We start from the raw sequence: 12026 nt of genomic DNA, 5'->3' as shown, positions 1-12026 counted from the left end.
GCCCCCAGTTAATGGCCATTACCTTGCCTTGAATCTTCTGTTTTAAGGCCCAGGCATATTTATCCATTACACTGTTTGCTGCAGCATAATCGGTTTGCCCACGGTTTCCGTAAACCGAAGCGATACTCGAGAAAAGGATCACAAATTGAGTTTCTGGTCTTAACTGCTCAGCCAATACCCTTAATGGGGTTACTTTGGTATCGAAAACGCGTCCGAAAGATTCGGAAGTTTTACTGTGGAACAATTTATCTTCCAATAAACCTGCACCATGTACCACGCCATCTATGCGACCATAATCTTCGTAAACCTGATTGATCAAACGGGTCAGTGCTTCTTCATCTTTAAGGTCTAACGATTCGTAAACTACCGTCGATCCACCTTCTTCTAAAGTTGCAATGCAACGTAAAATCTGGTTATTTTTGTAAATCCGATTCGTTTCCTGTTCTATCTCTGCAGGTTTTTTAATCTCGCCCTGCTTAATTACGTACTGCCTGATCTCATCTTTGGTTTTTAACGAAGAACTGGCTTCATTTGCCGAAGCTATTGGATTTGCAGAACGGCCCACCAGAATGTACCTGCAAGGGTAATCTTTTGCGAAGTGKATCATCAGTTCGGCTGTAATGCCTTGTGCGCCACCTAAAACCATTACCACGGCATCTTTATCCAAATGGATGTGCGCATCAGTTTCGGTACTCAATTGATGCGGTACAAGTTCCATAATGTGTCTTTTATGGTCGTTGTAAATAATTTCCGAAGGTTTATCCGGATTCAGGATTTCGTTTAAGGTAATATTGGTGATTTCATCAGGGGACATTTTGGTTTCGAGACTGATGAAACGGCATTTGGTATGCTCGTATTCGCGGTCTAAACTTTTAAAGAATCCCGAATACCCTTGATAATTTCTCAAGAAAGAAATATCAGATTGATCGTTAAAATATTGTTTGGTATCCGCAATCAGATACACCCATTTTACGGTATCAAAATTTAGTTTTTTAATCGTTGCGAAATGATCGAGAATGCCTACTTTTTGCTGTGCTTCGAACATGTTCAAAATGATGAGGCCCTGATAGCCGTCCAATGAGTCTTCAAAGCTCACCAGATCAGCAATAGCACCATGTTTTTCGAGCACTTTCTTGATTTTGATGGCCTGTCCGCCACCATCATCGGTTAAGGCAAAACGCTGACCTTTTAAAATGGCTGCTTCGGTAATGGTAAGTGCAGCAGGAGTTAGCTCAAATCTTAAACGGGATAATTTTTCTTTAACCGTTTGATCATCGATGCTCTCCTCAATAAGCTTTTTTGCTTCTGTAAGCACCTCCGAGCTTTCTGCTTCAACATCGGCAATCCAGTTAACCAGGGCATTTAAGGTTTTGATTGCGGCCAATTTCTCCATTAAGTCATCAGCTTGATCGCCTTGTGAACCAAATCCGATTTTTTCTTTTAAAGAGGCGATAATTTCCATCCTTTTGATCGAATCGATGCTTAAATCAGCTTCAAGATCTAAATCCATGCCCAGCATCTCTTTTGGATAGCCTGTTTTTTCACTCACCACATCAAGAATGGCCGATTTTAACTGATCTAATGAAAATTTTGCAGGTTCAAGCTGGCTTGTTGTTACGGCTATCGGAGCAGGTGCACTAACCGCTTTTGGCTGTTCGGTGTTTTCTGTAAGCCAGTTTACCAGGCTGCTTAAGGTTTTAAGTCCGGCAAGCTGTTCCATAATTTTATCTTCCGGAAGGTTTAATTGAGAGAAACCACCCAGTTCGCTACGTAAAGCACCAATAATTTCTACACGTTTGATCGAATCGATACTTAAATCGGCTTCCAGATCCATTTCCATACCCAGCATTTCCTGTGGATAGCCGGTTTTATCGCTTACTAGCTGTAAAAGCACCAGTTTTAAATCTTTTTGTGCAACCACAGGTGTTATTACTTCGATGGTTTGTGCTTGTGGCACTTCCTGTTTTATCGTGATCTGATTTTCGATACGGACAGGTTGAGGTGCCTGATATGATGTTAAAGGTTGATTAATGATTTGCGAAGGCATTGCGGGAGCTTGCCCTAAAAAGGAAAGCATCACATCGCGTTGTGCCTGAATCAGCATTTTCATGCTGTGCAGGTACTCCTGCATCATCAAATCTTTGGCAGAGCCATTAACCTGTTGATTTTCAGTTGGTGTAGAGGTGTTATTCATAAGGATAATCGGTTTAGTAATAGGGGATGCGCCATTGGCCGGAAGTTTACCCGTTGATGGAACAGCGTGTTGACCGTTCACATACCAGATAGCGGGACTTTTTTTATAAATTGAAGGTTCATCCAATTTGATGCTTTTAACAGAACGGCCTTCAAATAATTTTTCGAGTTTGATTTCGCGGCCAGTAGCCATATAACCAGCCAGTGTACCCAACAGATTACTGAGTTTATTCTGGCCCTGATCTTCGGTGTGTAAAATCACTTCGTCTTTACCGATGCAGGCTTTGGTTAGACCACTTAGCACCTTGCCAGGGCCAACTTCTACGAAAACCCTGGCGCCGGCTGCATACATATCCCTAAGCTCATCAACAAAAAGGACAGGTTTTATCAAATGGTCGGTCAAACGTTCTTTTACAGCGGCAGCCTCAGTTGGATATTCTTTTGCCGTGGTGTTAGACCATACCGGAATTTTTAGATCATTAAAGTTTACACCAGATAGTACTTGTTGGTAAAGCTGTTTCGATTTGGCCACCAAGGGACTATGGAAGGCACAGGCCACTTCAAGTGGACGGAAAGATATTTTGGCTTCCTTTAAAACTGTAGCCAACTGGCCGATAGCTGCGGTGCTACCCGCAATAACACATTGGGTTGGTGCATTAAAGTTTACCGGATAAACGTCTTTGATATCGCCAAGATATTGTGCAAGGTCTTCCTGTTTTGCGCTCACGGCGAGCATCGTGCCCGGATCGCCGTTTTCTACTGCATTTAAAATAGATTTTGCTCTTTCTGCACTCAGGTAAACCAGGGTTTCTTCTTCAAAAGCACCGGCAAAACAAAGCGCAGGCAATTCGCCATAACTGTGGCCCGCAACCATATCAGGCACAATACCCAATGATTTTAAGAAGTTAGCGATTGCAAGATCAACAATACCCAATAGCGGTTGTGCCATGCGGGTATCTTTTATGYGTTCTTTTTGTGCTTTCGCATCAACCTCGTTAAACACGGTGTTTGGAAATAGGATTTTTTCGTATTCAGGATAAGCTTTCAGCAGTTTTCTCATCTCAGGGAAAACCACAAAAAGATCTCTTGCCATGTTTACCCTTTGGCTGCCTTGCCCTGGAAACATAAAAGCAACCTTGCCATCCTGTTTTTGAGTAAGGTAAGTGTCTTTGCTTTCTACGCCAGATAAAACAAGGTCGATTTTCATTACCAGATCTTCTGCATGATTGGCAACGATGCTCAATTGAACAGGTTTGGTATCAGCGGTTGCTAAACTATAGGCAATATCTTTTAGTTCGATCTGATCGTTCAGTTCCAAGAGATTTTTTACCGAAATCACCCGCTTTTTGGCTTCCTCGTAAGTATCTCCCCTGAAAACAAAAAGTTCTGATGGCCACGATTTTAAGATCGAATTTTTATTTTCGGTATTCTGAGCACTTTCCAATACCGCATGGAAATTTGTTCCGCCAAAACCAAAGGCACTCACGCCAGCATATCTTTTTTCTTCCATCCATAAACCAGCTTCGGTATGAAAAGCGAATGGACTTGTTTGGGCATTGTAGAAACTATTTGGTGTTTTTAAATTGATGGTAGGTGGTTTAATGCCGTGGTAAACCGATAGCGATGCTTTAATCAAACCTGCAATTCCGGCAGCACATTTGGTATGGCCAATCTGCGTTTTTACGGAGCCTAAATGCGTTTGTCCGGCGGTTGCACCCGATTGATTAAGCATGTCGGTTAATGCGCTGATTTCAGTTTTATCACCAACCACTGTGCCCGTACCATGTGCTTCTACCAGGCCAACCAGTGATGGCGTAATTCCAGCCTGGCTATAAGCCCTTTCTAAGGCATTTACCTGTCCGTTTTTACGTGGTGCAGTTAAACCAAGGCTTTTGCCGTCACTCGATCCACCTACACCTTTAATAATAGAATAAATCGTATCACCATCGCGTAAAGYATCATCATATCTTTTTAATACGAYCATGGCAATCCCTTCGCCGAGGGCAATTCCATCTGCTTCGGCATCAAAAGTGGCACACCTTCCTTTTTTAGAAAGGGCATGCGTGCTTGAGAACATGAGGTAATCGTTAATGCCGTTGTGCAGATCTGCTCCACCGGCCAAAACCATATCCGATTTTTCTAAAAATAACTCCTGACAAGCCAGGTCTATTGCTGCCAAAGATGAAGCACAGGCCGCATCAACCGTATAATTTCGACCGCCCAGGTTTAACCTGTTGGTGATCCTGCCCGAAATTACATTCGCCAAAATACCCGGGAAAGAATCTTCTGTTGTTTTTGGTAATACGGCATCTACTTCGGCTGGCATTTCGCCAAAAACCTGTTTGTAAAAACCTCTGAAACTATAGCTGTTGGCCAGATCGTTTCCACCTTCGGCACCAATAATTACCGAAACATTTTCGTTATCCACACCGCCATCGGCATAACCAGCGTGTTGCATCGCCTGTTTGGCCACCATTAAAGTAAGCAGCTGCGTAGGCTCTATAGCCGCAAGCGATTGTGGCGGAATGCCAAATTCTAAGGGGTCAAAATCTATCCTCGGGATAAAACCGCCCCACTTAGAGTGCGACATATCTCCTGCGGTAGAATCGGGATTATAATACAGTTCCTTATTCCATCTTTCATCCGGCACTTCGGTTACAGAATCTTTGCCTAGAATGATATTGCGCCAGTATTCTTCGAGGTTTTTAGCCCCTGGGAAAATACAGGCCATACCCACAATGGCAACATCCAGTGCTTTGGCTTTATTTTCCGGAGGAGAAGAAAGTGTGGCGTCTAAAATATGTGTATAGTTATTGTCGGCTACATCCTGGTGAAGATCGAGTAGCGACATCACTTCTTTATGCATAGGTGCAATCTGGCCGATCATGTACATGCCCAGGTCAGTTTGTTCAGCTTCGTCGATTTTTACGAGTTCATCGCCGCGTCTTTCTATACCTTTTGCGGCAATACGTAAACGGCCAACATTTAGCGTTTCAAGTTTTGCCCAAATTTCTTTTTTATCCATTCCCTCTGCCTGAAGTTTCTTTTTTTCTTCGTTAAAGAAGGTGGCAAATGAAGAATTTAAACACCTGGTTTCGTGTCCTGGAGCGGTTTCAAGCAGTACGGTTTCGTTTGCCTGCATGGCTTCCTGTTGGAATTTATCTAAAATGGCACCCTTGCTTACGGCTTCTTTGGTATATAAATAAGCGGTGCCCATTAATACACCGATTTTCATTCCTTTGGCTGCCAAAGGAGCAGCCATTACTGAAATGAATGCAGTAGAAAAAGAATCGTGGATGCCACCTGCAAAGAAAACACTRATGCTTTCCGGATTTTCTTCCTTTAACAAACGTTCAATCTGTTTTTCCCACAATACCATGCTCGATAGGGGGCCAACGTGGCCACCACATTCGCGGCCTTCGAATACAAAACGTTTAGCTCCTTCTTTTAAAAACATATCTAAAAGAGAAGCAGAGGGTACATGGAGAAAAGTTTTGATCCCTGCTTTTTCGAAGGGTTTAGCCTGCGATGGCCTTCCGCCTGCAATTAACAAAACAGGAGGTTTCGCATTTAATATATATTCCTGTTGCTCATCTCTAAGTTCTTGTGGTGCAAAACCTAAAATACCTACGCCCCAGGTTTTTTCGCCAGCCAGTTTTTTGGTTTCTTCAATCAGGTTTTTTGCCGATGCACCTTTTAGTAAGGATAACGCTATAAACGATAAGGCACCAGCTTCCGAAACTGCATCTGCAAACGGCGCCACATCGCTTACCCTGGTCATAGGGCCCTGCGCAATAGGATAGGTGATGTTTAAATCTTTAGCAAGCGGGTTATCCGCTTTTATTACATTGATGGCTTTGGCCTGTTTTAAATGGCCGTAAATGGCTTCCTTTATACCAAAAACCAGCTTATCAAGTTTTTTATATTTAGTAACCAGGTCTATCGATAGGGCAATATCCTGACCCATTGGAAGATAATTTGTTTCCAGGTCGTAACCTTTAAAATGTTTTTGAAGGCCATTATAATCAGTATCTTCTGCCAGTGCCGGCGAATTTGGACGGATCAATACGCGAGCTTTATCGATCAGTTTGGTTTCTGTTCCACTTAATTTACCACAAATAGTTTTTAAGTCTTCAGGAGCAGAACATTCTGGGAATAAGGCGAGTTGGCTATCTAAAATGATTCCTGCTGCGCCCTGGGCCATTAAAGAGGCCGCTGTATGAATACCTACACCTCCCTGAACCCAAACCGGAATAGTGGTAATTTCTTTAATAATCCGTTGAAAAAGAACAAAAGAAGATTCGTATGCTACACGGCCAGCACCTTCGTTTCCTTTTACAACAATTCCATTTGCGCCATTAGCTTGCGCAGCCAGTGCCGACTCAAGATCAAAAACCTGGTAGATAATTTTTGCTGATGTTTTACGCTTTAGCACGAAATCATGCGGTGCAATAATTAAACATACTTGGGTAGGAAGATCAATATCAGCCAATTCTACTGAATTGATACTAACACCGAAATCGGAGATACCCTCCGCTATGAGTGAATGAAGGGCATTTTCAGCATCAGCTATGCTATGTCCAAGACTGAGAACCGGAAAGCAATCTGCTTTTTGTAGATTAGAAACCAATCTACTATCAGGGATTTCGAAGGGAGTTACTCCAATAATGGCGTATTTGTTCATGGCTTTAGATTTTTCTACTTCTTCTGTTTGATGGATGACTAAAAGCGAAACATAATGGTTCTTTATGCCTGCCCGTAATACGCAATAACAGAGCTTTTTAGGGCTACGATTAGTGTGTATGATTAATTAGACTAATATACGACTTGGTAAAGTCAAATTGTTTTAAAAATTTATAAATGAATGAACTGAACAGGCGTTTAAAAAGCAACCTATTTTTTCATTTAAAAATGAATTTTATGAACAAAATTCTAATTAATGTTTTCAATTATGGTTCTTTATGTGGTGTATTTAAATTTCAAATACAAAAAAAGACTATCCATATTGAGTTAGTATTAATAATGGGTTAATTTACGGATTTATTTTTATAATGTACTGATTTTATACGTTTTGTGTTGAGGTTTTATAATTTTTTGGCTAAAAATTATTGAATTTTTGTTGATTTAAGTTCGTAAAATGGAGTTTTTGCCTTTACTGCTTCATATTTCTTGGGCTTATAAATTTTTAATTAAAAATTGAAGAAATTTATGTGGTGTTGTGAATGGTTTATGTTTGTAGTATTAATTAGTATTTAAAATCGAATATTTGTTGTTTTGTGAGTTTGCCGACATCGCACTTTTATTAAAAAAACGCTTAAATTTTAAATACACTGTTCATTCTCATTTTAATTGAGAATTGTTTTTATATATTCGTTTATAAATGTCAAACAGACGTTTATTTAACCAGATTTTAGGAAAGCGATATGATGGATTTAATCATCAAACAGATCCTACGTCAAACCTTAAGTATATGAGCATTCAAAAGTTTATTAAGCCATTCATTTTTCTTGGTTTAATTGTCAATCTATCCCAGGCCCAGGAAAAAACCAATTACAAATTTGATTTTGGTACCGGAAAGGTTGCTAAAGGTTATACACCAGTTTTGCCAACTGATGTTTACAGCACAGAAAAGGGTTATGGTTTCGATTTTGATTCGAAAGTTGTGGGCGTAGATTATGGTGGGAAGAATTATTTGACTTCGGATCTGGTAAAAAGTGATAAACCATTTTATTTTTCGGTAGCTGTTCCAGAGGGTAATTACAAAATAACAATCACATTAGGCGATCCGAAAGGACCAGGATTAAGTACAGTAAAAGCAGAATCGAGAAGGTTGATGCTCGAAAATGTGAAAACCACAGCTGGGCAATCGCTAACTAAAACTTTTATCGTAAATATTAAAGATAAACATATTGCCGGCGGACAACTTGTTTCTTTAAAACCACGCGAACTTACCAAACTAGATTGGGATGATAAACTGACTTTAGAATTTGACCATCAAACCGCACTACAGGCGCTTGAAATTACAAAAGTAGACGATCAGGTTACTGTTTTCTTAGCGGGGAACTCGACTGTGGTGAACCAGGATGATGAACCTTGGGCATCGTGGGGACAAATGATTCCCCGTTTTTTTAAACCTGGTGTTGCTATTGCCAATCACGCCGAATCTGGCTTAACACTGGGTTCATTTTTAGGGAGCAAAAGATTAGCGAAGGTTTTAAGTGTGATGAAACCTGGCGATTACCTTTTTATTGAATTTGGACATAACGATCAAAAAGATAAAGGGCCAAACGATGGCGCTTATAAATCATATACCGAAAGGTTAAAAACATTCATTTCGGAAGTGAAGAAAAAAGGAGGGATCCCTGTTGTGGTTACCTCAACCAGTAGAAGGTCTTTTGGCCCGGATGGAAAAATTGTAAACTCTCTTGGCGATTTTCCTGATGCTGCACGTAAGGTTGCTACCGAAGAGAAAGTTGCTTTGATTGATCTGAATGCCATGACATCGACCTTGTTTAATGCTTTGGGCGAAGAGCCATCGAAAAAAGCCTTTGTTCATTATCCTGCTAACAGTTATCCAGGTCAGGATAAGGCATTGGCCGATAACACACACTTTAATCCTTATGGGGCTTATGAAATTGCACAATGCATCATCTTAGGGATTAAAGAACAGAAATTAGGGATTGCGAAATATCTGGTGGATGATCTGCCAAAATTTGATCCGGCAAAACCAGATAATCCTACAGATTGGCACTGGCCAGAGAGCCCCAAAAGCAGTATAGTCAAGCCAGATGGGAATTAAAATGAGCGGTAATTTAATTTTAATATTAACTTTTATTTGCTTTTCTTGTTCCGGACAAAAAAAGCCTGTAATTGAAGTTTATCTGATTGGTGGACAGTCGAATGCAACTGGTCAAGGCTACTTGTCCAATATGGATGATTCGATGAAAGTTGATCGCAGGGTTTTGATTTATCATTCAGGAAAACCTCATCTTAATAGTAATTTTTTACCTGATCAATGGTTTCCATTACATGCTTCTTCAGAATCGCCTGACCGTTTTGGCCCTGAACTGGGTTTTGGATCACAATTACAAAATCTTCGTCCAAAAGCTCGTATTGCCATTATAAAACATGCACATAGTGGTACCAATCTTTATAAACAATGGAATCCAGGAAAGGATCAAAAGGATACAATAAACCAAGGTTTACAATATAAGATATTTATGAGTACGGTTAAATCTGGGTTGGATAGTTTAGTCAAACGTGGTTATCAACCTGTGATTAAGGGCATGTTGTGGCAGCAGGGCGAATCCGATGCTGATAAAGGGGAGGAAGTAAGCAAGAGTTACGGTAAAAACTTGAAGCAATTCAATATTCGCGTCAGGCAGGATTTGAAAACAGCGAATATGCTGTTTGTTTACGGGTATGTTTACCCACCACCCAATAAGGGTATAGCAATAGATGAAGTTCGAAACGGACAGCGTGATGTAGCATCGAGTGCTAAAACATCATTATCTGTCCGCAATGCTTATATTATACTCACCGATGATCTTAGCCAAAGAGCAAGTGATAAAAATACGCGTTATCCAAAAGATCATATCCATTTTGGTACCAAGGGGACCTGGGAGCTGGGATTAAGAATGGCCGAAGAGATAAATAAACATTTAAAATAGACTATCATTTAGCAATGAAAAAAATAATTACCGTTGTATTGTTTACCGCCTTGTATGGAACTACTTTCGGACAGGCGAGCGTACAACCATTTAATTTAACGGAGGTACGTTTGCTTGAAGGACCGTTTAAGCAGGCTCAGGAAACTGACAAAAAATATATGCTTTCGCTTGATGCGGATAAGCTTTTGGCTCCTTATTTACGGGAGGCAGGACTAAAACCTAAAGCAGCATCTTACGGAAACTGGGAAAACACAGGTTTAGATGGGCACATCGGCGGGCATTATTTGTCTGCTCTGGCTTTAATGTATGCTTCAACCGGTGATACAAAGGTTAAAGACCGAATGGAATACATGATTGCCGAACTGGATAAATGCCAGGTAAAAAATGGTGATGGCTATTTGGCAGGTATTCCAGGTGGAAAAGAAATCTGGAAGGAGATCAAAGCAGGCAACATCAAATCGTCAAGTTTTTCGCTGAATGGAAAGTGGGTGCCTTTATACAATATCCACAAAATTTATGCAGGGCTTTACGATGCTTATGCGGTTGCAGGTAATGTAAAAGCAAAGCAGATGCTCCTAAAACTCACCGACTGGTGTGTAGATCTGGTCTCGAATTTATCTGATCAGCAAGTACAGGAACTTCTAAAAAGCGAACACGGTGGGTTGAATGAAACTTTCGCCAATGTTTACGCGATAACGGGTAATCAAAAGTACCTTCAATTGGCGAAGCGGTTTTCGGATCGATCCATTCTAAATCCACTTTTAAAAAATACAGATGCCCTGAATGGTTTGCATGCGAACACACAAATTCCTAAGGTAATCGGTTTTGAGCAGATCGCCTTGTTGGATAAAGACCCTTCCTGGGCAAATGCGGCTGCTTTCTTTTGGAAAACAGTAGTAGATCATAGAACGGTAGCCATTGGGGGAAACAGTGTTAGAGAGCATTTTCATCCGGCCAGTAACTTTTCTTCTATGACAGAATCGCGTGAAGGCCCGGAAACCTGTAATTCCTACAATATGCTTAAGCTCACCAAACAGCTATTTTTGGCAGAGCCTTCTAATACCTATCTCGATTATTACGAACGTACGCTTTACAATCATATCCTCTCTTCGCAGCGGCCAAAAGGTGGTTTTGTATATTTTACACCGATGCGGCCGGGGCATTACCGTACTTATTCGAGTCCACAGGAGAGTTTCTGGTGCTGTGTAGGCTCGGGATTGGAAAATCATGGCAAATATGGAGAGTTGATTTATGCTCATGGTAAGAATGATATGTATGTAAATCTTTTCATTCCCTCTACCTTAAACTGGAAGGAAAAAGGTATTCAGCTTACACAACAAACACTTTTTCCTGATGCAGAAAATACGACAATCAAACTTCAGTTAAAGAACAAGCAACGCTTTACCCTACATTTTCGTCAGCCGGTTTGGATAGAACAGGGAAAAATGACTGTTTTGGTGAATGGAAAAAAAATAACCACCAAAAGTGATGCGAATGGGTATGCCAGTATTGATCGTGTTTGGGCTACTGGCGATGTGATTAACATTTCATTGCCAATGCACACCRCCACTGAGTTTATGCCCGACGGTTCTGATTGGGTGGCCTTTCTTCGTGGCCCGGTTGTGCTCGCTGCGGCGATGGATACATTAAATCAACCTAATTTATTAGCTGATGGCAGTAGGATGGGACATATTGCTTCAGGGCCATTATTCCCGATCAGTGACGCACCACTCGTTACAGGAGCAAAAAATACCTTAGCAAATGAAATTACTTTGATTGATAAAAACAGTTTAACCTTCAGTGCTCAAAATGCGATCTATCAGCCAAAATACAAATCTTTAAAATTGGTTCCTTTTTACACCCTGGCCGAAAAGCGGTATGTGGTTTATTTCCCCTACAGCAGCGCAGAGGCATTGCCAGAGCGTGCAAAGGCGATTAAGCTGGCAGAAGAAGAAAAAATGAAAACGGAACAGCAAACCGTCGATCTGATCAACACTGGAGAGCAGCAGCCAGAATCAGATCACAATTTTAAGGGCGAGCAAACCGACAATGGAACTTATCAGGAAAGGCATTTTAGAAATGGAAAAGCATGGTTTAGTTATGTGCTTAAAAACAAAGATTTATCGGCAAATAAGCTGAGCTTAACTTTTTACGGAAAAGAAA

Annotated in this window: 4 protein-coding genes; 3 read left to right on the top strand and 1 reads right to left on the bottom strand. The window is 40.9% G+C overall.

Going from position 1 to position 12026, the window contains the following annotated elements:
- The coding region (locus AC1DPQ_RS05290) for an SDR family NAD(P)-dependent oxidoreductase (RefSeq protein WP_477608273.1) at window positions 1–6877 on the bottom strand (6877 nt) is incomplete at its 3' end.
- Between the two features lie 786 nt (window positions 6878–7663).
- Between AC1DPQ_RS05290 and AC1DPQ_RS05285 the strand changes: the two genes are divergently transcribed.
- The 3 genes from AC1DPQ_RS05285 to AC1DPQ_RS05275 form a co-directional block, all read left to right on the top strand.
- Window positions 7664–8992: a rhamnogalacturonan acetylesterase gene (locus tag AC1DPQ_RS05285; protein WP_477608271.1), complete on the top strand. Its 1329-nt coding sequence runs from the start codon at window positions 7664–7666 to the stop codon at window positions 8990–8992.
- The gene (locus AC1DPQ_RS05280; protein WP_477584966.1) at window positions 8982–9863 is read left to right on the top strand and encodes a sialate O-acetylesterase; all 882 of its coding nucleotides are present in this window, start codon (window positions 8982–8984) and stop codon (window positions 9861–9863) included. Before AC1DPQ_RS05285 ends, AC1DPQ_RS05280 begins: the two co-directional genes overlap by 11 nt.
- A 14-nt stretch (window positions 9864–9877) precedes the next feature.
- On the top strand, window positions 9878–12026 hold a 2149-nt coding region (locus AC1DPQ_RS05275; protein WP_477608269.1), incomplete at its 3' end, for a glycoside hydrolase family 127 protein.

This window comes from Pedobacter sp. 01T416_2, from assembly GCF_056398925.1.
Note: the sequence above shows the minus strand (reverse complement) of the source record. Positions and strands in the feature narration are given on the sequence as shown.